27 protein-coding genes are annotated in these 22,580 nt (G+C 64.6%); 7 read left to right on the top strand and 20 right to left on the bottom strand.

Annotated features, from left to right (window positions below; all coding sequences use genetic code 11):
• Window positions 1–34 precede the first annotated feature (34 nt).
• A complete protein-coding gene (locus V6X63_RS05785; protein ID WP_367967730.1) occupies window positions 35–1,060 on the bottom strand; it encodes a zinc ABC transporter substrate-binding protein in 1,026 nt (341 codons plus the stop codon).
• Window positions 1,061–1,160: 100 nt separating this feature from the next.
• Between V6X63_RS05785 and V6X63_RS05780 the strand changes: the two genes are divergently transcribed.
• The 3 genes from V6X63_RS05780 to V6X63_RS05770 all read left to right on the top strand — a co-directional run bounded on the left by V6X63_RS05780 (window position 1,161) and on the right by V6X63_RS05770 (window position 3,183).
• Window positions 1,161–1,928 carry a metal ABC transporter ATP-binding protein gene (locus V6X63_RS05780; RefSeq protein WP_367978384.1) on the top strand — a complete coding sequence of 256 codons (768 nt, stop codon included), beginning with the start codon at window positions 1,161–1,163 and terminating at the stop codon, window positions 1,926–1,928.
• A complete protein-coding gene (locus tag V6X63_RS05775) occupies window positions 1,918–2,721 on the top strand; it encodes a metal ABC transporter permease (RefSeq protein WP_367978383.1) in 804 nt (267 codons plus the stop codon). The genes V6X63_RS05780 and V6X63_RS05775 overlap by 11 nt, the downstream gene beginning before the upstream one ends.
• A 63-nt stretch (window positions 2,722–2,784) precedes the next feature.
• Window positions 2,785–3,183 carry a PAS domain-containing protein gene (locus V6X63_RS05770; RefSeq protein ID WP_367978382.1) on the top strand — a complete coding sequence of 133 codons (399 nt, stop codon included), beginning with the start codon at window positions 2,785–2,787 and terminating at the stop codon, window positions 3,181–3,183.
• Between the two features lie 15 nt (window positions 3,184–3,198).
• Here V6X63_RS05770 and metC read toward each other — a convergent pair whose 3' ends face one another.
• Complete coding sequence (gene metC, locus V6X63_RS05765; RefSeq protein WP_367978381.1) at window positions 3,199–4,371, bottom strand: cystathionine beta-lyase; 1,173 nt, start codon at window positions 4,369–4,371, stop codon at window positions 3,199–3,201.
• A gap of 81 nt (window positions 4,372–4,452) precedes the next feature.
• Here metC and V6X63_RS05760 point away from each other — a divergent pair, with 81 nt between their 5' ends.
• A complete protein-coding gene (locus V6X63_RS05760) occupies window positions 4,453–4,875 on the top strand; it encodes an organic hydroperoxide resistance protein (protein WP_367978380.1) in 423 nt (140 codons plus the stop codon).
• 55 nt (window positions 4,876–4,930) lie between these two features.
• Here V6X63_RS05760 and V6X63_RS05755 read toward each other — a convergent pair whose 3' ends face one another.
• Entirely contained in the window at window positions 4,931–5,437 is a 507-nt protein-coding gene (locus V6X63_RS05755) for a DUF4864 domain-containing protein (protein ID WP_367967721.1), read from the bottom strand.
• Window positions 5,438–5,569: 132 nt separating this feature from the next.
• On the opposite strand from V6X63_RS05755, the gene V6X63_RS05750 reads away from it, so the two are divergent.
• The 3 genes from V6X63_RS05750 to V6X63_RS05740 are packed head-to-tail and all read left to right on the top strand — an operon-like array spanning window position 5,570 to window position 7,252.
• Window positions 5,570–6,022, top strand: coding sequence for an SRPBCC family protein (locus V6X63_RS05750; RefSeq protein WP_367967720.1), 453 nt, complete (start codon window positions 5,570–5,572; stop codon window positions 6,020–6,022).
• Between the two features lie 19 nt (window positions 6,023–6,041).
• Window positions 6,042–6,497: a PAS domain-containing protein gene (locus tag V6X63_RS05745; protein WP_367967718.1), complete on the top strand. Its 456-nt coding sequence runs from the start codon at window positions 6,042–6,044 to the stop codon at window positions 6,495–6,497.
• 11 nt (window positions 6,498–6,508) lie between these two features.
• Window positions 6,509–7,252: an SDR family NAD(P)-dependent oxidoreductase gene (locus V6X63_RS05740; RefSeq protein ID WP_367967717.1), complete on the top strand. Its 744-nt coding sequence runs from the start codon at window positions 6,509–6,511 to the stop codon at window positions 7,250–7,252.
• 34 nt (window positions 7,253–7,286) lie between these two features.
• Here V6X63_RS05740 and V6X63_RS05735 read toward each other — a convergent pair whose 3' ends face one another.
• The 17 genes from V6X63_RS05735 to V6X63_RS05655 form a co-directional block, all read right to left on the bottom strand.
• Window positions 7,287–7,733 carry an EF-hand domain-containing protein gene (locus V6X63_RS05735; RefSeq protein ID WP_367967715.1) on the bottom strand — a complete coding sequence of 149 codons (447 nt, stop codon included), beginning with the start codon at window positions 7,731–7,733 and terminating at the stop codon, window positions 7,287–7,289.
• Between the two features lie 85 nt (window positions 7,734–7,818).
• Window positions 7,819–8,712: a F0F1 ATP synthase subunit gamma gene (locus V6X63_RS05730; protein ID WP_367978379.1), complete on the bottom strand. Its 894-nt coding sequence runs from the start codon at window positions 8,710–8,712 to the stop codon at window positions 7,819–7,821.
• Window positions 8,712–10,244, bottom strand: coding sequence for a F0F1 ATP synthase subunit alpha (locus V6X63_RS05725; protein ID WP_367967712.1), 1,533 nt, complete (start codon window positions 10,242–10,244; stop codon window positions 8,712–8,714). Before V6X63_RS05725 ends, V6X63_RS05730 begins: the two co-directional genes overlap by 1 nt.
• The gene (locus tag V6X63_RS05720) at window positions 10,241–11,002 is read right to left on the bottom strand and encodes a F0F1 ATP synthase subunit delta (RefSeq protein ID WP_367978378.1); all 762 of its coding nucleotides are present in this window, start codon (window positions 11,000–11,002) and stop codon (window positions 10,241–10,243) included. Before V6X63_RS05720 ends, V6X63_RS05725 begins: the two co-directional genes overlap by 4 nt.
• 2 nt (window positions 11,003–11,004) lie before the next feature.
• Window positions 11,005–11,283, bottom strand: coding sequence for a F0F1 ATP synthase subunit C (locus tag V6X63_RS05715; RefSeq protein ID WP_367967710.1), 279 nt, complete (start codon window positions 11,281–11,283; stop codon window positions 11,005–11,007).
• Complete coding sequence (locus V6X63_RS05710; protein ID WP_367967709.1) at window positions 11,276–11,986, bottom strand: F0F1 ATP synthase subunit A; 711 nt, start codon at window positions 11,984–11,986, stop codon at window positions 11,276–11,278. Before V6X63_RS05710 ends, V6X63_RS05715 begins: the two co-directional genes overlap by 8 nt.
• Window positions 11,983–12,282 carry an N-ATPase subunit AtpR gene (locus V6X63_RS05705; protein WP_367978377.1) on the bottom strand — a complete coding sequence of 100 codons (300 nt, stop codon included), beginning with the start codon at window positions 12,280–12,282 and terminating at the stop codon, window positions 11,983–11,985. Before V6X63_RS05705 ends, V6X63_RS05710 begins: the two co-directional genes overlap by 4 nt.
• Complete coding sequence (locus tag V6X63_RS05700) at window positions 12,272–12,589, bottom strand: AtpZ/AtpI family protein (protein ID WP_367967706.1); 318 nt, start codon at window positions 12,587–12,589, stop codon at window positions 12,272–12,274. The genes V6X63_RS05705 and V6X63_RS05700 overlap by 11 nt, the downstream gene beginning before the upstream one ends.
• Complete coding sequence (locus V6X63_RS05695) at window positions 12,586–12,981, bottom strand: F0F1 ATP synthase subunit epsilon (protein WP_367978376.1); 396 nt, start codon at window positions 12,979–12,981, stop codon at window positions 12,586–12,588. The genes V6X63_RS05700 and V6X63_RS05695 overlap by 4 nt, the downstream gene beginning before the upstream one ends.
• The gene (gene atpD, locus V6X63_RS05690) at window positions 12,978–14,372 is read right to left on the bottom strand and encodes a F0F1 ATP synthase subunit beta (protein WP_367978375.1); all 1,395 of its coding nucleotides are present in this window, start codon (window positions 14,370–14,372) and stop codon (window positions 12,978–12,980) included. The genes V6X63_RS05695 and atpD (V6X63_RS05690) overlap by 4 nt, the downstream gene beginning before the upstream one ends.
• Window positions 14,373–14,445: 73 nt before the next feature.
• Window positions 14,446–16,278: a glutamine--fructose-6-phosphate transaminase (isomerizing) gene (gene glmS, locus V6X63_RS05685; RefSeq protein ID WP_367978374.1), complete on the bottom strand. Its 1,833-nt coding sequence runs from the start codon at window positions 16,276–16,278 to the stop codon at window positions 14,446–14,448.
• 23 nt (window positions 16,279–16,301) lie between these two features.
• Complete coding sequence (gene glmU / locus V6X63_RS05680) at window positions 16,302–17,672, bottom strand: bifunctional UDP-N-acetylglucosamine diphosphorylase/glucosamine-1-phosphate N-acetyltransferase GlmU (RefSeq protein WP_367978373.1); 1,371 nt, start codon at window positions 17,670–17,672, stop codon at window positions 16,302–16,304.
• A gap of 39 nt (window positions 17,673–17,711) precedes the next feature.
• Window positions 17,712–18,140, bottom strand: a complete 429-nt coding sequence (locus tag V6X63_RS05675) for a F0F1 ATP synthase subunit epsilon (RefSeq protein ID WP_367967700.1) — start codon at window positions 18,138–18,140, stop codon at window positions 17,712–17,714.
• A gap of 12 nt (window positions 18,141–18,152) precedes the next feature.
• Window positions 18,153–19,529 carry a F0F1 ATP synthase subunit beta gene (gene atpD / locus V6X63_RS05670; protein ID WP_367967698.1) on the bottom strand — a complete coding sequence of 459 codons (1,377 nt, stop codon included), beginning with the start codon at window positions 19,527–19,529 and terminating at the stop codon, window positions 18,153–18,155.
• A gap of 54 nt (window positions 19,530–19,583) precedes the next feature.
• Entirely contained in the window at window positions 19,584–20,456 is an 873-nt protein-coding gene (gene atpG, locus V6X63_RS05665; RefSeq protein WP_367967697.1) for a F0F1 ATP synthase subunit gamma, read from the bottom strand.
• Window positions 20,457–20,478: 22 nt separating this feature from the next.
• Window positions 20,479–22,020 (bottom strand): F0F1 ATP synthase subunit alpha, encoded by a 1,542-nt coding sequence (gene atpA, locus V6X63_RS05660; RefSeq protein WP_367978372.1) that lies wholly within the window; start codon window positions 22,018–22,020, stop codon window positions 20,479–20,481.
• 13 nt (window positions 22,021–22,033) lie between these two features.
• On the bottom strand, window positions 22,034–22,570 hold the full coding sequence (locus tag V6X63_RS05655; RefSeq protein ID WP_367978371.1) for a F0F1 ATP synthase subunit delta: 537 nt from the start codon (window positions 22,568–22,570) through the stop codon (window positions 22,034–22,036).
• Window positions 22,571–22,580: the final 10 nt, after the last annotated feature.

Raw genomic sequence — 22,580 nt, 5'->3', positions numbered from 1 at the left:
TGCCCGATTGACACCCTGATGCCGGGTGGTCTGGTCAGCCTTCCCCCAGGCAGGAGACCAGGCGGTCGGTGAGTTGCCGGATCAGCGTCGGGTAGAAATCCGGTCCGGTGGCGATATCGCTGCCCAACGGATCCAGGACACCGGTGCGCGCGGAGGTGCCGTTCAGTACCGTGTCGACCAGTGCCGGATTGAACTGCGGCTCGGCAAAGACGCATTGCACATCATATTCGCCGACGATTTCGCGGATATCCGCAATGTGCGCCGGGCTCGGATCGGTGGCATCGCTCAGGGAGATGGCACCCACCGTGTTCATGTCGAAACGGCGCTCGTAGTACTGATAGGCGTCATGGAAGACGATGAAGGCCTGTTCATGCACCGGTGAGACCTCGCCCCGGACCTGCTCCACCAGCCCGTCGATCTCCGCCTGTCCGGCCTCGGCGTTGCGGCGGTAGATCGCTGCATTGGCTGGATCCTCCTCGGCCAGCGTCTCGGCGATCACGCCCAGCCAGTAGCGGGCATTCACCGGATCGAGCCAGGCATGGGGGTCGATGCCTTCATGCGCATGACCCGCATGGTCATGATGCCCGTCGACCTCCGCGGCATGATCGCCATGATCATGGGCGTCATGCTCCTCGGCGCCATGATCGTGGTCGTGGTCGTCATGGTCGACCATGTCGGTCAGTACGCGCTCCCGGAAAGCATGCCGTCGCGTCCCCTCGGTGTGCAGCAACGCCACTTGCCTCGCATCGGGCGCCAGACTGCCCAGCGCGCGGTCCAGCCAGGGGGTGAGTTCCTCGCCCACCCAGAAAACAACATGCGCATTCTCCAGGGCGGCTGCCTCGGACGGCCGCATTGAGTAGCTGTGCGGCGAGGCACCCCGCTGGATGACCAGACTCGGTTCGCCGACACCATCCATGACCTGACTGACCAGAGAGTGCACCGGTGTCACATCGGTCGCGACAACCGGCACGGCCACCGCGGGCAGTGCAACACTCAGGAGCATGACCATCGTGGCCACTCGCAGTTGGCGGACGAACGCAGACAGACTTTGATCAAGCATCGGCAACCTCCGGGAAGTGGAAAACGCAATGTAATGTTATACTATAACATCACTGTTCGCTTCCCGAGAAACCCCGGCTATGGCACTGTCCGATCCCATCATGGCGAATCCACAGCACCCATTGATCGATGCCAGCGGCGTCAATGTCCGCATCGGCGGACGGCAGATCCTCGAGAACATTGAGCTCAGCCTGTCGGCAGGCGAGATCGTGACGGTGGTAGGGCCCAACGGTTCGGGCAAATCGACACTGTTGCGTGCATTGATTGGGGCGATGCCTGTCAGCAGCGGGCGAATCAGCCGGGCGCCGGGTATGCGGGTGGGCTACGTGCCGCAACGCCTGCATATCGATCCGACCCTGCCGCTCAGCGTCGGACGGTTCCTCAATCTGCCGCGACGGCACAGTCGCCGGACCATAGCTCAGGCACTGGCGCGAGCAGGCATCCCCGGGCGGGCCGGCGCCGCCATGTCGGCGCTCTCCGGCGGTCAGTTCCAGCGCGCACTGATGGCCAGGGCCCTGCTGGACGAACCGGATCTGCTCATGCTCGACGAGGCCTCACAAGGGCTTGATCAGACCGGCACCGCCGATTTCTACCGGCAGCTCGAGGAAATCCGTGACCAGCTCGGCTGCGGCATCCTGATGGTCAGCCATGACCTTCACGTGGTGATGCGCGCCGCCGACCGGGTGATCTGTCTGAATCATCATATCTGCTGCCAGGGACACCCCGAGGCGGTCACCGCCGCGCCTGAATACCGGGCCCTCTTCGGCACCGATGACGAGGAGGCGCTGGCGATCTTCCGGCATGACCCCCACAAGCATCCCCACGATCACGAGCGGGAACGGGAACGGGAGCGCGACCATGCTGGATGATTTCATGGTGCGCGCCGCGCTCGCGGGCCTGGGCGTCGTGCTGGCCGCCGCGCCACTCGGCTGCTTCGTGGTCTGGCGGCGAATGGCCTTCTTCGGCGCGGCAACAGCGCATGCCGCGGTGCTCGGCGTTGCCTTATCGCTCGCCCTGTCGATGTCCGTTTTCGCCGGTGTCCTCGCCGTATCGCTGCTGATGGCCATCTCGGTCACCCTGCTGAGCCATCGCGGTTATGCCATGGATACCCTGCTCGGCGTCATGGCCCACTCTTCCCTCGCCTTCGGGCTGGTGGCCGTGTCATTCCTGACCGATGTGCGCATCGACCTGATGGCCTATCTGTTCGGCGACATCCTGGCCGTGGGCCGCACCGACCTCGGGATCATCTGGAGCGGTTCACTCCTGGTGCTCGGGCTCACGCTGTGGCGCTGGCAGCCCCTCCTGCTGGCGACGGTCAGCGAGGAACTCGCCCACGCCGAGGGCTATGACCCCCAACGCGAGAGTCTCGTGCTGACCGTAGCGCTGGCGATCGTGGTGGCGGTGGCCATCAAGGTGGTGGGCGTCCTGCTGATCGCCGCGCTGCTGATCATCCCGGCGGCCACCGCCAGGCCATTCAGTGCCACCCCCGAGCGGATGGCACTCATTGCGGCCGGTCTTGGCATCATTTCCGTGCTGGGTGGCCTGTGGGGATCCTGGAACCTGGACACACCCACCGGTCCAACCATTGTCTGCGTGGCGGCCATCCTGTTCGCCCTGCTGAACACCATCGCCCGATTCGAAAGGGGCGGGAAGAGCGATTGACAGGTACTGACGGGACTGGGACTTTAACGGCCGGGTCACTGAGCGGCTGACAGGGAATCAGACATGGACGACAGAGACATCGACGAGGCACTGGGTAACCGGCTGTTCAGGACAGCGGCCGATCACTCCTTCAATGCCATCACCATCACCGAAGCGGCCGAGGATGGCGGTGCCGGGCCGATCATCTATGTCAATGACGCCTTCACCGAGATGACCGGCTATGCCGCGAATGAGGTGCTGGGCCGGAGCCCGGGCATGCTACAGGGGCCGAACACGGAGCGGGCCGTGCTGCAGCGTCTCGCCGAGCAGATCCGTCGGGGCGAGATTTTTCACGGCGAAACCGTGAACTACCGGAAGGACGGCAACGAGTTCATCATCGAATGGAACGTCATCCCGGTCCGCCAGTCCGGACGAACGACGCATTACGTCGCGGTCCAGCACGATGTGACCGGCTCGATCTGAGGCCGGCCCGGGCCTCTAGCGACAGGCACTCTCCAGCGCACGGGCCAGGTCCGCAATCAGATCTTCCGGATCCTCCAGGCCGATCTGCAGCCGCACCAGCGGCCCGCGGCCACTCCAGTCATCCACGCTGCGATTGCCTTTCAGACTGCAGGGTAGCGCGAGGCTCTCGAAGCCACCCCAGGAGGAGCCGCGCCCGAACAGTGACAGGCCATCCACGAAGGCACTCACCCGGTCCCGCCAGGCGGGTGTCAGCTCTACGCTGAAAAGCCCCGCTGCCCCATCGAACTGTGACGCCCACAGGGCATGATCCGGACTCGTCGGCAGCGGCGGATAATGCACTTCGGTCACCTCGTCGCGTCGCGCCAGCCATTCGGCCACGGCGAGGGCGCGCCGGGCATGCTCGGGATAACGGATATGCAGCGTCCGGGCGCCACGCAGCACCAGCGCGGCATCATCGGCGGAGACGGCGAGGCCGAGGAGGATACTGGCCTCATGCAATACCTCGTAGGCCTTCCCCCTGGCCGTGACCGATCCCATCAGCACGTCGGAATGCCCGCCAAGGTATTTGGTGCCCGCCACGATTGACAGATCAGCGCCATGCTCCAGCGGTCGATAGCAGAAGCCCGAGGCCCAGGTGTTGTCACAGGCGACGAGGATGTCGCCATGACGACGGGCCGTTTCCGAAATGGCCGCGATATCCTGCAGCTCCATGGTCACCGAGCCCGGCGTCTCGGTGTAGATCATGCGGGTAGAGGGCTTGATCAGGCGCGAGAGATCGGATTCGCGCGGGCTGTAGAAATCGAAGTGGACGCCCCGCTCACGCAGGAAACGCTCCAGTAGCTGGCGTACGGGCGAGTAGACGGTGTCCACCACCAGCAGATGATCGCCGGGGCGCAGGAAGGCGAGCAGCACAGCAGCGATCGCCTCGAGCCCGGAGCTGTAGAGCTTGGTGCCATCGCCGTTCTCGAGTTCGGTGATCAGTGTCTCGAGAGCAAACGTGGTGGGCGTGCCGCGGACGCCATAGGTGAAAGACTGCGCGCCCTCGATGCCGGGGCGCTGTGCCGCGGACATATCAGCCATGGAGGCAAAATCCACGGTGGAGGCGCGAACGACGGGTGGATTGACGGGCCGGCGCCCGTCCGTATAGGCGGGCCGCGCCGCGTGCACGAGTCGTGTTCCACGTTTCATGTCCCTATCATGGCAGGGCTGATCCCGGCGGCCAACGGCGTGTATGGTGACCGGCACCAGTCACATAACAGGAGCGGAGCAATGGAAGTACTCTATACCACGACCGGAACGGCAACCGGCGGCCGCGATGGCCATGCCGCGACAGCCGACGGCTCGCTGGATGTCAGACTGACCGCACCCAAGGAGCTGGGCAGCCCGGGTGGCGAAGGCACGAATCCCGAGCAGCTTTTCGCCTGCGGGTACTCCGCCTGCTTCCTGGGGGCGATGCAGTTCGTGGGCGGTCAGGAAGGCATCAAGGTGCCCGCCGAGACGAAAGTGACCGCCACCGTCTCGTTGGGCAAGCGCGATGACGGCCAGGGCTTTGCCATTGGCGTCGATCTGTCCGTGGAGCTCCCGGGCGTCGAATCAGCCGATGCGGAAAAGCTGGTCGAGAAGGCCCACGTGGTCTGCCCGTATTCCTATGCCACGCAGGGCAACATCGACGTTACGACGACACTCGCGTAAGCCCGCCGCATCGCTCCGGTCATCGGGAAATTCCCGATGGCCGGAGCGTATCCGATCAGGAGAGCTGCTCGCCGGTCTGCCGTGCCGGCGTCACCCGCGTCGTCATCCATGCCGGACCATCCGCCTGCGCGGCCTTCTCGAGCCGCCACTGGAAGCGGTAGAAGCCTCCATCCCGGGACAGGACCTTGACCTGGTAGACCGCCGTCCGCCCGGTCCTGCGGATTTCGGTGATCTCATACCCCAGATGATCGATCAGCATGGCGTAACCCGGCCCCCGAAGCATGCGCGTAAAGCGCGCCAGCGGGCCCGTGATCACGCGATTGCGGGGGTGGGCAAAGGCCCACACCTGTTCGATGCCGGCGTTTCTTTCAGGCTGATCGTTGTCGCTGAGCGCATCCAGCTGGATCGTAACGACTTCCCGTGCCGAGCGTTCCGGGCTGGGCTTGAGGAGCTGGTCCGTCGGCGCGGCCTCTTGGGCCTTCGCCACCGACAGGACCAGCCCGAGCATGAGCGCCATCAGGTACGCGGGAACACGGGCGGAGAAGACGCCGTTAATCGTCATGATCCTGGCCTCCTTGTCGGCCGGGCGGAGCGGCCTGTTACGGAGCGGGGGCGAGCCCGGCTGTTTCGGAATCCGCCCTGCAGGGGTTAAGGTGCGGGACAATGCACCGCGGTGTCCAGTGTCGAGTGGAACATGATCAGCACAGAATCCACCGTGATGATCCAGCGCCCGCCTGAGGCCATCTTCGCCTTTGTGGTGGAGGATTTCCTCGTCAACTACCCGCGCTGGTCCCCCGAGGTCAAGAGCCTGAAGCCCCTTAGCGAAGGGCCACTCATGCCCGGCTGGAAAGCCCGGCAGGTCCGCGTGGACCAGGGCCGGCGAACCGCCACCGATTTCCAGGTGGTCGGTCTCGAACGACCCCATTATGTCGCCTTCCGGGGCCTGAAGGATCCCTATGGCATCGAGTTCCGCCTGCAGCCGCAGGACCGGCGACGCACGGAACTGATCTTCTCCTTCGAGCTGGGCCGACTCGGCCTTGCCTTCCGGCCCTTTGAGAAACTGATCCAACATGCCGTGCAGGGCGGTGTCGAACGCGTCACCGCAAACCTGAAGATGCTGATTGAAACCGAGACCCCAGCGGATTGAGCCACAACAGGGCAAGCCCATGGAATTCCAGCCAGAAAAAGACCCCTGCATCATCCCCAGCGTTCTGACCCAGATCCTCGACACCTGCGTGAACGGGATCACCCTCTCGGACCCGGATCAACCAGACAACCCGATCGTGTTCGCCAACCGGGTTTTTACCGAGATGACCGGTTACAGCCAGGATGAGATCATCGGCCGGAACTGCCGCTTCCTGCATGGCGATGATCGTGACCAGCCCGGTCTGCAGACGATCCGCGACGCCCTGCAGACCGGTTCACGCACGGAGGTCACGCTGCGCAATTACCGCAGAACCGGTGAGCTTTTCCATAATCAGTTGACCATTCAGCCCCTGCGCGACGAGCACGGGAAACTCCTCTACTACCTCGGCGTCCAATACGACATCAGCAAGCTGGTCACGGCCCGCGAAGAGGCGGATCGTATGGCCATGCTGCTGGATCGAAGCGCAGACAGCTGAAGGAGACTCGCATGACGCGACTCGAGGGCAAGGGAATCATCGTCACCGGCGGTGCCAGTGGTATAGGTGAGGCCACTGTGCGGCGGATCATCGAAGAAGGTGGCCGTGTCGTCATTGCCGATCTGGATCGTGAGCAGGGTGAGGCCCTGGCGAAAGAGCTCGGCGAAGAGCAGGCGAAGTTCGTCGAGACGGACGTCGCCGATACACCGTCCGTCGAGTCCCTTTTCAGGACGACTGCCGATTTCTGCGGCGTTGATGGCGTGTTCAACAACGCGGGTATCGGCGCGATCACGCCCAGTGCCGATTGCAGTGACGATGACTGGCAGAAAGTCATCGACATCAATCTGACCGGCGTCTTCAAGGTCGCCCGGCAGGCGCTGCAGATCATGCAGAAGCAGGGACACGGCAGTATCGTCAACTGTGCCTCGATCCTGGGCCACCTGGGCCAGTCACAGACGCCCGCGTACAGCGCCGCGAAGGGCGGTGTGCTCAACTTCACCCGGACCCTGGCGGTGGAGACGGCCCTTGATGGCGTCCGGGTGAACAGCATCTCCCCGGGCTATATCCAGACGCCCATGCTCGACGTGCTCGATGAGGAGTCGCTGGAAGGCCTGAAACAGCTACATGCGATGAAACGTCTCGGTCGACCCGAGGAGATCGCAGCCGCCACGGTCTTTCTGCTCAGCGACGAGGCAAGCTTCATCACCGGCGCTGATCTGCTGGTGGACGGCGGCTTCACGGCTGGAAAATCCTGACCGTGAAGCCGATACCGGTGGTGACGGCAATCCCTCAGTCAGGGAAATCTCCGTCCGTGATTACGCCGTCGCCATCGGTGTCCAGATCCCCCAGCCAGTCCTCGGCACCGGCCAGGAACTCTTCTCGCTGAACCACGCCATCACCGTCGGCGTCGGAGACAGAGCGGCTCATACCGTCGGTAATACGCTGCATCCGTTCGCGGTCCTCCCCCTCGTAGCCCTCGACATCGCCCGCGCGTGCCTGATCAAAGGCTGCGTACTCGCTTTCGTCGAGGACTCCGTCGCCGTTGCCATCAAAACTGTTGAAGACCCGGCCACGCATGGTCCGGAGCTCATTCAGCGTAGCCGTCCCGTTCCCGTTCAGATCCCAGACACTGAGGAAACGCTCACCCGGCGGCATTTGTGGCTCGGACTCCGAGGCCGCGGCGATGGTCGCCGTTACGCTGACCGTCAGCGTCAGCGCGAATAGTGCATTGCGCATTGAAACCCTCATTGATGTTGATTGCAGACACACCGGATTCGATGCGTTGAGCGGATCGGCCGTTCCGGACCGGAATTGACGAGACTCAATCCGAATTCACCGCCTCGAAGCCTGAGACGACATCCAGCAGCTCGCTGGTAATGGCATCCTGACGCAGCCGTCGAAAGCGACCGGTAAGCGACTCGATGCGATCATCCAGATTGGACTGGGCACGCTGCATGGCATTCAGTCGGCTGGCATGCTCACTGGTCTGTGAGCCGGCGCAGGCCCGGAAGAGGCGCACGAACAGATACTCGCGGATCAGTGAGGACAGCAGGGCCGGCTCGGCCATGAATGCCCGCGGCAGTCGAGGGCTCGGCCATTCACGACGCCCCATCTGCTGCAGGCGTTGCAGGGCGAGCGGCAACAGATGCTGATCGGTTGGCCGGCTCTGCAGCTGTCGGCCCGGACCATTGTGAAAGACGCGGACGGAACGGTGCGGACCGGTGGATTGCCAGCGATCGATCCGCTGGATGATGGCCTGAACGGTAGCGGTGATCTCCTCGACGGTCGCCGGAAGCTCAAGCACTTCGTCCGCCTCGACACCCCGGGCGCCGAGGACGGGTTCCAGCCGCACCCCGACCACCAATATACGCGGGCGATCTGACGTCGCGGCCTCCTTGTGCCCCATGCGCTGGACGAAATGCTCCGCGACCTGCTCATTGAACCGGCCACATAGACCGTGATCGCTGCCAAAGATCACCGCCACGCCGTGACCGGGTCCGTCATCGGCGGTGCTGACATCCGTCGGCCACCCCGGATGGTCACGGAGGGCGGCGGCAAAGCCGAGCTCGATGATGTTCTCATACTGGCGCAGCGCCTCTACGGCCTGCTCGTATTCGCGAATGCTGGATGCCGACAGCGCCTTCATCGTCCGCACGATGGACTGCAGATCGTCAAGCGAATCCAGCTGATGCCGGAGGGCCTCCTGAGTCTCCATCAGTCCGCCTCGCCGGTACTGCGCCACTGGTCTGCCTGCTCCCGGAGGACGCTTTCGAGCTGATCCCAGTCCTCCGCCTCAAGCTTCTTGCCTGCCGCCATGCGCTCGGGCAGGTCATTGAGCTGTGGCGGCGCATGCTGGCGCAGATAATCGGCAAGATCCTGCACCGCATCCACGTCCACCGTGTCGAAGAGCCCGAGATTCGCCGCCTGCAGGGTGATGATCTGCTCCGGTACGCTCAGCGTCCGCAGCCGGCCCTGCTTGAGGATCTCGCGCACGCGCCGGCCGCGGATGATCTGCTGCCGGGTTTCCTCATCAAGCCGGGTAGCGAAGCGCGAGAACGTCTCCAGCTCCTCGAACTGCGAGTAGGCCAGTCGCAGATCGCCCGCCACGACCCGATAGGCCGGCAGCTGGGTCTTGCCGCCCACCCGGGAGACGGAACGGCCGACGTCGACCGCCGGCATCAGGCCCTTGCGGAAAAGCCGGGGGGAAAGATAGATCTGGCCGTCCGTAATCGAAATCAGGTTGGTGGGGATATAGGCGGAGATATCCTCAGCCTGGGTCTCGACGATGGGCAGGGCGGTCACCGAGCCGCCTCCATGGCTGTCACGGAGGTGGGTCGCCCGCTCCAGCAGCCGCGAGTGGACATAGAAAATATCGCCGGGATAGGCCTCCCGCCCCGGCGGGCGGCGCAACAGCAACGAGAGCTCGCGATAGGCACGGGCGTGGCGGGTCAGGTCGTCGAGGACCAGCAGGACATCCCGCCCCTTATCCCGGAAATACTCGGCCACCGTCATGGCGGCATAGGGCGTAATGTATTGGAGCCCGGGCGGGTCCTCACCGGCGGCCACCATGACGACGGTCCGGTCCATCACGCCGGCATCACGCAGATCATCAATGACCCGGGCGACGGCGGTTCCGCGCTGACCGACCGCACAATAGACGTTGATGACATCGGTATCGGCCTGATTCACCAGGCTCGCGATGGCGATGGCGGTCTTGCCCGTCTGGCGATCACCGACAATCAGTTCACGCTGACCCCGGCCGATGGGCACGAGCGCATCCACGGCCTTCAGCCCCGTCTGCAAGGGCGTTTCCACCGGCGCCCGGGCCATGATGGGTGGTGCCTCCCGCTCCACCGGCCAGCGCGTGTCGGCTGTGATGGCACCCTGGCCATCCCGCGCTGTCCCCGACGCATCCAGCACCCGGCCCAGCAGCCCCTCACCCACCGGCGTGTCCACCAGGCGACCCAGGGCTCGCACCTCCTGACCCGCACTCAGCCGGGCATCATCGCCCAGCAGGATCACGCCCAGTTCATCCTCGTCCAGATCAAGGGCGATACCCAGTATGCCCCCCGGCATGGCCACCAGGGATTCCGCGGCGACGCGGTGCAATCCCCTGACCCGTGCCACTCCATTGCCGACGGCGGTAATGATGCCGATATCCTCGTGCCGCGGCCGGGGCTCGATCCGCTCGAGCGCGTCACCGACGAGCTGCTGGAGATTGGATGGCAGCCTGCGGAGCGAGGTCATGCCACCGTCCGCTCCAGCAGATTGCCGAGCTGGCGGTCGACCATATCCATATAGGCGTCGATGGACCAGCCGATCCGCTGACCCTCACCCTCCACCGCGATCCCGCAGATGAGGGAGTCATCGGTCTCGACACGGAGTTCGGGCACTCGGCCCAGCCGGTTTTCCAGCACCTCGGCCAGGCGTTTCCTTGCCGGTTCGCCGAGTTCGAAGCGACTGCGGACGAGCAGCCTGCTGTTCTCATCCAGCAGGGATTCGAGATCATCCCGACTGACGTCATCGTCGTTTTCCAGACGCTCGAGAAAGCGCTCGACGACGCGCGCCTCCAGTGACTCACCGGCGAGGTCATCCAGCACGCGCCGGGCAATGTCGGTAACCGATTCCACCACCTGACGATGCAGGGCGTGCTCGACCCTTTCCTGATCCGACGACAGCGCATCACGCCATTGCTGCCGCCGCTCCGCCACCTCGGCGCGGGCCTCATCGATGAGTCGCTGGCGGCTCTCTTCCGCCTCCTGACGCGCGGCCTCCAGGCGACGATCACGCTCCGCGGCCAATGCCTGCTGGGCCTGCTCATACTCCTCGGCGCGTGACTCGGCCTCCTCCTCCCGGACACGGGCGCGCTCAAGCCGATCGCTGATGCGCTGCTCGCGACGGTCCATGACGCGGATAACCGGGTTGTAGAGAAAGCGCTTCAGCAAGAAGACCAGAATCAGGAAGTTGACCACCTGTGCGGCGACCGTCACCCAGTCAATAGCCATGATCAGCCCCCGGCGGCGGCACTCAACTGATTCCAGAACGGATTGGCGAAGATCAGGATCATGGCCACCACGAAGCAGTAGATGGCCGTCGATTCGATCATGGCAAGCCCCACGAACAGCGTCCGCGTGATGGTGCCGGCCTCATCGGGCTGCTGGGCGATGGCGGAGAGTGCCTGCGCCACCGCCCGGCCTTCACCCAGGGCGGGGCCGATGGCACCGATGGCGATCGTGATGCCCGCGGTAAAGATGGAAACCATCGCGATGAGGGCGGTGCTATCCATTGGTGTTTTCCTCCGATCGGCTGGTCGATTCGTGGCCACGGCGGACACTGCTCGCCGATGCGATATAGACCATGGCCAGAATGGCGAAGATGTACGCCTGGATGACACCAGTGATGAGCCCCAGCAACTGCATCAGCACGGGGAAGATGAACGGCGCCAGGCTGAGCAGAATGCCCGCGATCACCGTCCCGCTCATGATGTTGCCGTAAAGCCGCACGGCCAGCGCCACTGTGCGAGAGAGCTCGCTGATGATATTGAAAGGCAGCATGATCGGCGTCGGTCGCATGTACTGCCGCAGATAACCCGCCACGCCCTCCTGGGCGATACCGAACACCGGCACCGCCACGAATACACAGAGGGCGAGGGCCACCGTGGTGGAGAGGGACCCGGTGGGGGGAATCAGGCCGGGCACCAGATGCAACAGATTGGATGCCAGGATGAAGATGAACAACGTCCCGACAAAGGGCAGATAGCGGCCCGGCCGCTGACGACTGACTGCGGCGATCTGATCGCGCAACCCGCTGACCAGGACCTCGAGCAGGTTCTGCCAGCGGGAGATCTCGGTCGCATCCGAAATGCGGCGGGTGATCAGCCAGGCGCCCAGTGTGAGCATCGCCATGATCCCCCAGGTCACCGCGACGGTTGCATTGAGGGCCCAGAACCCGAGATCGAGGAGAATGATCTGATCAGGACTGATCGTCATGCCGCCTCCCGGGCTATCCGCCAACGGACGACCACCGTGCGCACCATCACGAAGCCCACGACCGCGGCCAGCGCCTGCGGTACGTTGCCGACGTGGAGCATGCCGCCGAACACGGCGCCCACCATGAGCAGCCGGATCAGACTGCCGAGCAGCAGTCGGCGAGTCGGATGCCGGGCATGGGCCAGACTGCGTACGCTGCGCGTCAGCAACCACAAATACGTCGCGGCCAGCAGCATGCCCACCACCAGACCGCTTGCCAGTGCGGGCCATGGCAGAGCCAGTCCCTCAGCCGTCATCCACACGTTCCTCCCGCATCCAGCGCCAGGCCATCAGACAGCCAAGCGCCACACCAATCAGCATGAGCGTGATGGTCCACGACGGCTGGCCGGGGAAGCGCCCGTCCAGCCAGAGACCGATGGCAGTACCGATCACAGTGGGGATAGCGATGGACCACCCGACCAGACCGAACATGCCCAGCCAGAACCAGACCCCCTCATCCCGCGCCCGCCGTGCGGCGAGGCGGCGCCTGGCACGCCGGGTCACCTGCGACTGCAGATCCTGCTCCCGTCGCTCTCGTTCACTTTCCTCGGGACGGCGGGTCATCCGGGCCAGCCCTCCATATCCTGGAGGCGACGCAGGGTTCCAGCCTCCAGCCTCGCCAGCGCGCTGCGGGTGAGGCGCTCGTCCTCGTCCCGGACCCGGAAACGCTCGCTCACCACGCTGATCAACGACTCCAGCGAGTCGCCCAGCATGGCCTGCGGCGTTGAGACCCTTACCTCATCACCGCATTTCACCAGCGTGCCGCCATCCACCGCCGCATATCCGCATGAGCCGTAGCAGAGAATGCCGCTCGCCAGCATCGCCACCCCGTCGATATGGCGCGGCAGTACACCGAAGCTGCCCGCGGGGGATTCCGCCACCAGCCTGTTGGTCTCGGTATCGAGCAGGATGCCGGTGGGCAGGAATATCCGCAGATGCAGGGTTGCCGCCGTCATCCGTCCGCGACCTCGTCGATCCCGCCGATCATGTAGAAGGCGCGCTCCCCATAGTCGGCGAATTCATCGTCAAGGATCCGCTCGCAGCCGGACAGCGTATCTTCCAGACTCACGCTGCGGCCCTGCATCCCGGTGAACTGCTCGGTGGTGAAGAATGGCTGCGTAAGAAAACGCTCCAGCCGCCGGGCCCGACTGACCGTGGCACGGTCATCGGCGGAGAGCTCCTCGAGGCCCAGCATCGCGATGATGTCCTTCAGTTCCTCGTATTCGGACAGGGTTCGGCGCACCGCCCGGGCGATCTCGTCGTGACGACGGCCCACCACGTCCGCCGAGAGCATCTTCGAGTCGGAGGCGAGCGGATCCACCGCCGGATAGAGCCCCTGGCTGGCGCGGTTCCGGGAGAGCACCAGCGATGCCGAGAGGTGCGAGAACGTGTGGGTGGCGGAGGGGTCGGTCATGTCATCCGCTGGCACATAGACCGCCTGGACCGAAGTGATGGCGGCACTGCGCGAGCTCGCGATGCGCTCCTCGAGCTCCGCGAGCTCGGTGGCCAGCGTGGGTTGATAGCCCACCCGCGAGGGAATACGGCCCATGAGGCCGGAAACCTCCATCCCCGACTGGACGAAGCGGAAGATGTTGTCGATGAGCAACAGCACGCTCTGCCGCTCGACATCGCGGAAGTGCTCGGCGACCGTGAGCGCCGAATGCCCGACACGAAAACGCGCGCCGGGTGGCTCGTTCATCTGGCCGAACAGCATGACGGTCTGCTCAAGCACCCCCGCATCACGCATCTGACGGTAGAGCTCTTCGGCTTCGCGGCTGCGCTCACCGATGCCGCAGAACAGACTCACCCCCTCGTAGTCGCGCACCATGTTATTGATCAGCTCGGTAATGAGCACCGTCTTGCCCACACCGGCGCCGCCGAACAGGCCGGCCTTGCCACCCAGCTCCAGGGGCGAGAGCAGATCGATCGCCTTGATGCCGGTGGTGAAAATCTCGGTACTGGTCACCCGGTCTTCGAGGGCAACCGGATCCCGATGAATGGGTGCGAGGGGCGCAGACCCGAGGGGCTCGCCGCCATCGACCGGCCGGCCGAAACAGTTGAGCATCCGGCCCAGGAGTTGGCGGCCCACCGGCGTCTGCAGCCCGGCACCGGTTGCCCGGACACGGTCGCCGCGGGCCAGCCCGCGCGTGGTGGTGAGAGCGATGCAGCGGACCACGTGCACGTCCACATGGCGCTGCACCTCGAGCACGATGCGATCGTCCCCGCCAGCGGTCAGTGCCTCGAGACGCTCCGGGAGCGCATCGACGAATCGGACGTCCACAACGCTGCCATGGACGCCGATGACCTCTCCGGTCGGCGATTGATCCGACGCTTGTGCTGCCTCCATGCAGGCCTCCGAATACGCTTCGTGGCACTGCTCTGTCGGACACGGAAAGCGGTGGAAAAATCCAGTGCCGCGGTTATTCCACCGTCACGGACTTGGCGAGATTACGCGGCTGATCGACGTCGGTACCCTTAAGCACGGCCACGTGGTAGGCCAGCAGCTGCAATGGGACGGTGTAGAGCAGCGGTGCGACCGCCTCATCCACCGGCGGTAGCGTAATGACCTGGCAGTCGGCATCGGCGGCCGGCGCCGCCGCGGCATCGGCGAACACATGGAGCCGCCCGCCACGGGCCCGGACCTCCTGGAGATTGGATTTGAGCTTTTCCACCAGGTCATCGTTGGGGGCCACCGTAACCACCGGCATCTCGGCATCCACGAGAGCCAGCGGGCCATGCTTCAGCTCGCCCGCCGGATAGGCCTCGGCGTGGATATAGGAGATTTCCTTGAGCTTGAGCGCACCTTCCATGGCAATCGGATACTGAGTGCCGCGGCCCAGGAAGAGGCTGTGATGCTTATCGACAAACTGCTCTGACATCGCCTCGATCGCGGGTTCAAGGGCCAGCACATCCTCCATCTGCCGGGGCAGGCTGCGAAGCGCGGTCACCAGCCGCGCTTCCTCGGCCGCTTCCAGGCCATGCATGCGCCCGGTGGCAATGACGGTCAGAAGCAGCGCGGTGAGCTGCGTGGTGAATGCCTTGGTGGAGGCAACGCCGATTTCAGGCCCGGCGCGGGTCATCATGACCAGATCGGATTCACGCACCAGAGAGCTCTCCGGCACGTTGCAGATAGCGAGCGTGGCCAGATAGCCCATGGTTCGGGCTTCGCGCAGTGCAGCCAGCGTGTCCGCGGTCTCGCCGGACTGGGACAGGGTAACGAACACGGTGTCCTGTGGAACGACATGCCGCCGGTAGCGGAATTCGCTGGCCACCTCCACATCGCAGGGGAGACCGGCGATGGCCTCGAACCAGTACCGTGCCACCAGCCCCGCGTGATAGCTGGTTCCGCAGGCGACAATCTGGATGCGCCGGGCCTCTCCCAGTAGCCGCGTGGCCTCTGGCCCCAGAGCCTCGGGCAAAACCCGTGCCTCGGCGACGCGGCCCTCGAGTGTCTCCGCCACCGCTCGCGGCTGTTCGTGGATTTCCTTGGCCATGAAGTGCCGGAAGGCTCCGCGCTCGGCGGCATCGGCGGTCAGCTCGGTGGTCCGCACGGGCCGCTCCACCGGCTCGCCCGCGGCATTGAGGATACGGACACCCTCACGGGTGAGCTCGGCGACATCCCCCTCCTCGAGATAAATGAAGTCCCGGGTCACCGGCAGCAGGGCGGCGACATCCGACGCGATGAAGTGCTCGCCGATACCCACGCCCACCACCAGGGGGCTGCCCCGACGCGCCGCAATCAGGCGGTCCGGATCATGACGCGAGATCACGCCGAGGGCATAGGCGCCGTCCAACCTGGCGATCACCGAACGCGTCGCCGTCAGCAGGTCGTCCCCGGCCTCGAGTCGTTCGTGGACGGCATTGACCACCGCCTCGGTATCGGTCTCCGAGTCGAACCGGTAGCCGGCGGCGGTCAGCTGGCGACGCAGCGGCTCGTGGTTCTCGATGATGCCGTTGTGGACGATGGCGACCTCATCGCGGGCAACATGGGGATGAGCGTTAGCCTCGGTGGGAGCGCCATGGGTTGCCCAGCGGGTGTGAGCAATGCCCAGGACGCCGTGGTGGGGGCGGGCGGCCTGCGCATCTTCAAGCGCACCGACCTTGCCGACCGCGCGATGTCGATGGAGGACACCCTCATCACCGCGCACCGCCAGACCGGCGGAGTCATAGCCCCGGTATTCGAGCCGCCGCAAGCCCTCCAGCAGGATGGCCGAGACATCGCGCTCCGCCACCGCCCCGACGATTCCACACATGAAGGCTTCCCCCTTTGATCAAATCAGTCCTTTCCCCTGGACCGCCAGCCCGGGATCTGGCGCAGATGCCCGGACTCCAGCATCAGGGTATCAGCGGGGATATCTTCCCGCACGGTTGTCCCGGCGCCGATGGTCACCCCCTCGCCCACGGCAAGCGGCGCCACCAGGGCCGTATTCGAGCCAATGAAAACGCGGTCACCAATGCGCGTGCGATGCTTCTTCCGGCCATCGTAGTTGCAGGTAATGGTCCCTGCCCCGACGTTTACTTCAGCACCCAACTGGCTGTCTCCGATATAGGAGAGATGGTTGATTTTGCTGTCGGCGCCGACCCGTGCCTGCTTGGTCTCGACAAAGTTGCCCACCCGGGCCCGTTCAGCCAGCGCCGTTCCCGGCCGGAGCCGCGCGAACGGACCGACGCGACAGTCATGCCCAATTTCACTGCCTTCGACATCACAGTGGGCGAGTACGCGGGTACCCGACTGGATGTGACAGTCGCAGAGACGGGTAAAGGGGCCGACATGCACATCATCGTCGAGCGTGACCGTTCCTTCGATCATGACGCTGGCATCGATGAAACAGTCCTGTCCTACAGTGAGCTCGCCACGCAGGTCAAAGCGCGCCGGGTCGGCCAGCCCGAGGCCCTGGTCACGCATCAGGGCCACCGCCTGACGGTGCTGGGCGGCCCGCTCTACCGCGGCCAACTGGGCGCGGTCATTGACCCCCTGCACTTCCCAGGGATCGGCACAGACCAGCGGATGCACCGGCCAACCGTCGGCGCGGGCCATGGCGATACAGTCGGTCAGATAGTACTCGCCCTGGGCGTTGCCGGCGTCGAGGGCACCCAGCCAGTGCCGAAGCGGGCTGGCGGGCAGACACATGACGCCGGTATTGACCTCGGTAATGGCCCGCTGCGCCGGCGTCGCATCCTTTTCCTCGACGATGGCATCGACGGCACCGCCTTCGCCACGTACCACCCGCCCATAACCGGTGGGCTCCGGCAATACCACGGTGAGCAGCGACAGGGTTCCATGCGCCTCGGAAACCAGCGCTTCCAGGGTTGACGGCCGGATCAGCGGCACGTCGGCGCACAGGACCAGGATCTGGTGATGGTCGGGAATCGCCGGCAGGGCCTGGGCGACGGCATGCCCGGTGCCGAGCTGCTCGGACTGCAGGGCCCACGCAAGCGACCGATCGGCGAATGCCGCCTGAACGGCGTCGCCGCCATGACCGTAGACGACATGGATCGCCTCGGGCTGCAGCGCGCTGGCGGCATCGAGGACATGGGCAAGCATGGGGCGCCCTGCCACCGTCTGGAGGACCTTCGGACGTGTGGATCGCATGCGTTTGCCCTCGCCGGCGGCGAGGACAACGACACTGAGGGGTTCACTGGACATGGGACTCCTTCGCAGCAGCGCGGGGCTGCCCGCTCAGGATCAGCCCCGGTTCGCGGTCTTGCGCAGCTTCTGGATCGTGCGCAGCTGGGCCGCGGCCTCGACAAGCTCGGCCTGTGCACGGGCATAGTCGATTTCACCCGTGCGATTGGCAAGCGCCTCCTCGGCCCGGCGTCGCGCCTGTTCCGCCGCGGCTTCGTCGATATCGTGCGCCCGAGTGGCCGCATCGGCAAGCACCGTCACCACATGTGGCTGGACTTCCATCGTCCCGCCGGATACGTAGTAATGCTCCTCGGTGCCGAACTCATCCCGAACGGTGACCTCGCCCGGCTGCAACTGGACGAGCATCGGCACGTGCCGGGCGTAGATACCGACCTCGCCTTCAGTGGCGCGCGCCAGGATGAATGACGCCGTGCCGGAGTGAATCGACTCCTCCGCACTCACGATGTCGATATGCATTGTCAGGGCCATCGGGGCATCCCCTTAAAGGTTGCGGGCCTTCTCTACGGCCTCATCGATGCTGCCGACCATGTAGAAGGCCTGTTCCGGCAGGTCGTCATGCTCACCATCGACGATGGCCCGGAATCCGCGGATCGTCTCCTTGAGCGACACGTACTTACCCGGCGAGCCGGTAAACACCTCGGCCACGAAGAACGGCTGAGAGAGGAACCGCTGGATCTTTCGAGCGCGGGTCACGGTGAGCTTGTCCTCCTCGGAAAGCTCGTCCATGCCGAGGATGGCGATGATGTCCTGCAGCTCCTTGTAGCGCTGCAGGACCTGCTGGACATCCTGTGCCGTGTCGTAGTGCTCCTGACCGACGACCTGAGGGTCGAGCTGACGGGACGTGGAATCGAGCGGGTCCACCGCCGGGTAGATACCCAGCTCGGCGATGGAACGCGCCAGCACGACGGTGGCATCCAGATGGGCGAAGGTGGTCGCCGGAGATGGGTCGGTGAGGTCGTCTGCAGGCACGTAGACCGCCTGGATCGACGTGATCGAGCCCTTGCTCGTGGAGGTGATGCGCTCCTGCAGGACGCCCATCTCCTCGGCCAGCGTCGGCTGATAACCCACTGCTGAGGGCATGCGGCCCAGAAGCGCCGAGACCTCGACACCCGCCAGCGTGTAGCGGTAGATGTTGTCGATGAACATCAGCACGTCGCGGCCTTCGTCACGGAAGAACTCCGCCATGGTCAGACCGGTCAGCGCGACGCGCAGGCGGTTACCCGGCGGTTCGTTCATCTGGCCGTAGACCAGTGCCACCTTGTCGAGCACGTCCGACTCCTTCATCTCATGATAGAAGTCGTTGCCTTCCCGGGTCCGCTCACCGACACCGGCGAATACCGAGTAACCGGAATGCTCGATGGCGATGTTGCGGATCAGCTCCATCATGTTGACGGTCTTGCCGACACCGGCGCCGCCGAACAGGCCGACCTTGCCGCCCTTGGCGAAGGGGCAGAGGAGATCGATGACCTTGATGCCGGTCTCGAGCAGTTCCGTGGAACCCGCCTGCTCCTCGTAGGAGGGCGCCTTGCGGTGGATCGGCCAGTGCTGCTCGGCGCCGACGTCGCCTTCGTCGTCCACCGGCTCGCCGAGGACGTTCATGATGCGACCCAGCGTTTTCTCGCCCACCGGTACCGAGATGGGCGCCCCAGTGTTGGTCACATCGACACCACGCTGGAGGCCGTCGGTGCTGCCCATCGCGATGGCGCGAACGACTCCGTCGCCGATCTGCTGCTGGACCTCAAGCACCAGATCCCTGGTCTTGACCTCGAGTGCGTCATAGACCTTGGGTACGGAATCGCGGGGGAACTCGATGTCCACCACGGCACCGATGATCTGGACGACCTTTCCTGAACTCATAGCGCGGTTCCTCTTCGCGAAAGCGTTGTATTCGGTTTTGGCTGGCCGTCCACGCTAGACGGCCTCGGCGCCGGCCACGATCTCCGAAAGCTCGGTGGTGATCGCCGCCTGACGGGCCTTGTTGTAGGCCAGATTCAGGTCGTCGATCAGCTTGCCGGCGTTGTCGGAGGCGGCCTTCATCGCCACCATGCGTGCTGCCTGCTCGCAGGCAATGTTCTCGACCACGGACTGGTAAACCAGCGACTCGATGTAACGCTCGAGCAGCAGGTCCAGGGCCTCGGCGGCCGACGGTTCGTAAACGTAATCCCAGCTGTGGGCCCGCTCCCGGACCGACTCCGATTCCGTGGGCGGCAGGGGCAGGATCTGCTCGATGGTCGGCGTCTGCGTCATCGTGTTGACGAAGCGGTTGTAGCAGATGACGACGCGATCCAGGTCACCCGACGCATACTGATCCATCATCACCTTGAGGGTACCGATCAGATCCTGCAGATGCGGCGTGTCACCGAGCTGGGAAACCTCGGCGACGATGGGCGCGGACAGGCGGCTGAAGAACTGGATGGCCTTGGAGCCCACCGTACAGAGTCGCGCTTCCTGACCGGCATTGTCGTGATCACGCAGCTCCTTGATGATGGCCCGGAACAGGTTGTTGTTCAGCCCGCCACAGAGGCCGCGATCACTGGAGACAATGATGTACCCGACCCGTTTGACCTCGTCACGCCGGACGAGAAATGGATGGCGATACTCGGGATTGGCTTCGGCCAGATGGCCGATGACCTGTCGCATCTTCTCGGCGTAGGGCAGGGCAGCCTGCATACGCTGCTGGGCACCACGCATCTTCGAGGCCGCGACCATCTCCATGGCCGTGGTGATCTTCTGCGTGTTGCTCACACTCTTTATCTGAGTGCGGATTTCCTTTGCGCCGGACATGCCGTTCCTACCTTAACTGCCTTTACCAGGTACCCGTCGCCACGAAGTCATCCATCGCCTTCTTGAGCTGGGCCTGGATGTCATCGCTGTAATCGCCGGTGTCGTTGATCTGCTTGACCAGGTCGGCGTAGTTGTTGGCCATGTACTGATGCAGAGCCGCCTCGAAATCACCGACCTTCTTGAGGTCGAGCTCGTCGAGGTAGCCTTCGTTCAGGGCGTAGAGCGAGATGGCCATGAAGGCGACGGACAGCGGCGCATACTGACCCTGCTTGAGGATCTCCATGGCGCGCTGGCCACGCTCCAGCTGCTTCCGGGTCGACTCGTCGAGATCCGATGCGAACTGCGCGAATGCGGCCAGCTCACGATACTGCGCCAGGGCGAGGCGGATACCGCCGCCGAGCTTCTTGACGATCTTGGTCTGTGCCGAGCCGCCAACACGCGACACCGAGAGACCCGCATTGATCGCCGGCCGGACACCCGCGTTGAACAGGTCCGTCTCCAGGTAGATCTGGCCATCGGTGATGGAGATCACGTTGGTCGGCACGAAGGCGGAAACGTCGCCGGCCTGGGTTTCGATGATCGGCAGCGCCGTCAGCGATCCCGTCTTGCCCTTGACCTCGCCATTGGTCAGACGCTCGACCTCCGCCTCATTGATACGGGCCGCGCGCTCGAGCAGCCGCGAGTGGAGGTAGAAGACGTCGCCCGGGAATGCCTCGCGGCCCGGTGGGCGGCGCAGCAGCAGGGAGACCTGGCGATAGGCGACCGCCTGTTTAGAGAGATCGTCGTAGATGATCAGGGCGTCCTCGCCGCGATCGCGGAAGAACTCGCCCATCGTGCAGCCGGCATAAGGCGCGATGAACTGAAGCGCGGCCGACTCCGCGGCCGACGCAGCCACCACGATGGTGTGCTCCAGCGCACCGTACTCTTCGAGCTTGCGCACGACGTTCGCGATGGAGGATGCCTTCTGGCCCACCGCCACGTAGATGCACTTAATGCCAGTGCCTTTCTGATTGATGATCGCATCGATCGCGACCGCGGTCTTACCGGTCTGGCGGTCACCGATGATGAGCTCACGCTGCCCGCGGCCCACCGGAACCATGGAGTCGATGGCCTTGAGACCGGTCTGGACCGGCTGATCAACCGACTGACGGGCGATCACGCCCGGCGCCACCTTTTCGACCGGCGCTGTGGCGTCCGCCGACACCGCACCCTTGCCGTCGATCGGCTCGCCCAGGGCGTTGACCACGCGGCCCAGCAGGCCTTCGCCGATCGGCACCTCGAGGATGCGGCCGGTGGTGCGAACGGCATCACCTTCGCTGAGGTGTGAATAATCGCCCAGCACCACGGCGCCGACCGAATCACGCTCCAGGTTGAGCGCCATTCCAAAGGTGTCACCGGGGAACTCCAGCATCTCGCCCTGCATGACGTCGCTGAGGCCGTGAATACGCACGATGCCATCGGTGACGCTGACGACCGTGCCCTCGTTGCGGGCCTCTGCCACCGCTTCGAAGTTCTCGATGCGCTGCTTGATCAGGTCGCTGATTTCCGTGGGATTAAGTTGCATCTAATCTGTCCTCTTAGCGGCTAAGGGCGCCGGTCAGCCGGGCCAGCCGGCCGCGCACCGAACCATCGATGACCAGGTCGCCGGCGCGGACGACCGCGCCGCCGATGAGCGATTCGTCGAGACGGATCTCCAGGGTGACTTCACGCTCAAGCCGATCCGACAGCGCCCGTGCCAATCGGTCCCGCACGGTGTCATCCACCGGTTGCGCGGTAATGAGCTCGGCACGGAGCGTTTTCTCATGATCGGCACGCAGAAGGTCAAACTGCTGGCGGATCTCGGGAAGTAGCGTGATCCGGTCGCGATTGACCAGCAGGCGGATGAAATTCCGCTGCTGCAGATCAAGCGCATCACCGCAGACTTCCAGGATCAGCCCGGCCTTCCGCTCATCGTCAACCCGCGGATTGCCAAGCACGGCGTCCACCCGCTCGTCGGCGACAACCGTCGCGGCGAGCGCGAGACCATCCGCCCAGCCGGCCAGCACTTCGGCCTCGCGAGCCAGCTCGAAAGCGGCCTCGGCATAGGGACGGGCAACGGTGGTTTCCTGCGCCATATTCCTACTG

This window comes from Spiribacter onubensis (assembly GCF_040838425.1).
GTDB classification, from domain to species: Bacteria; Pseudomonadota; Gammaproteobacteria; order Nitrococcales; family Nitrococcaceae; genus Spiribacter; species Spiribacter onubensis.
The sequence above is the reverse complement of the archived record's forward strand: the minus strand, read 5'-3'. Positions and strand labels throughout refer to the sequence as shown.